Annotated in this window: 1 protein-coding gene; it reads right to left on the bottom strand. The window is 50.8% G+C overall.

Annotation, left to right across the window (positions count from 1 at the left end):
• Positions 1-286 (bottom strand): HNH endonuclease (locus tag J4F31_12555; protein ID MCE2497383.1); only part of this gene is annotated, 286 nt, incomplete at its 3' end.
• Between the last annotated feature and the right edge of the window lie 47 nt (positions 287-333).

Genomic DNA, 333 nt, shown 5'->3' with positions numbered 1-333 from the left:
AGAGGTAATCCCGCCAACTTTCCGGAGCATTCCGGATACCGATCATGATGGTGAGGGTGGGGTTCCATCTCGGCTTTTGTGGTTTCTTCTTCAAGTGCATATGCGCTTCTTCCGGGGTTCGCCCGCTCTTTTTATTATTACAGCGCCAACACGCCGTCACGATGTTTTCCCAGGTTTTTGTGCCGCCTTTGGCAATCGGCACTACGTGGTCGAACGTGAGTTCTTCGGTGCGGAACCGTTTACAACAGTACTGGCACGAATATTTATCGCGGGTAAAAATATTGATCCGGGAAAACTTGACGGCCCGGTGATTGGACTTGAGCTTGACGACTT

This window comes from Flavobacteriales bacterium (assembly GCA_021296215.1).
Lineage (GTDB): Bacteria > Bacteroidota > Bacteroidia > Flavobacteriales > ECT2AJA-044 > ECT2AJA-044.
Note: the sequence above shows the minus strand (reverse complement) of the source record. Positions and strands in the feature narration are given on the sequence as shown.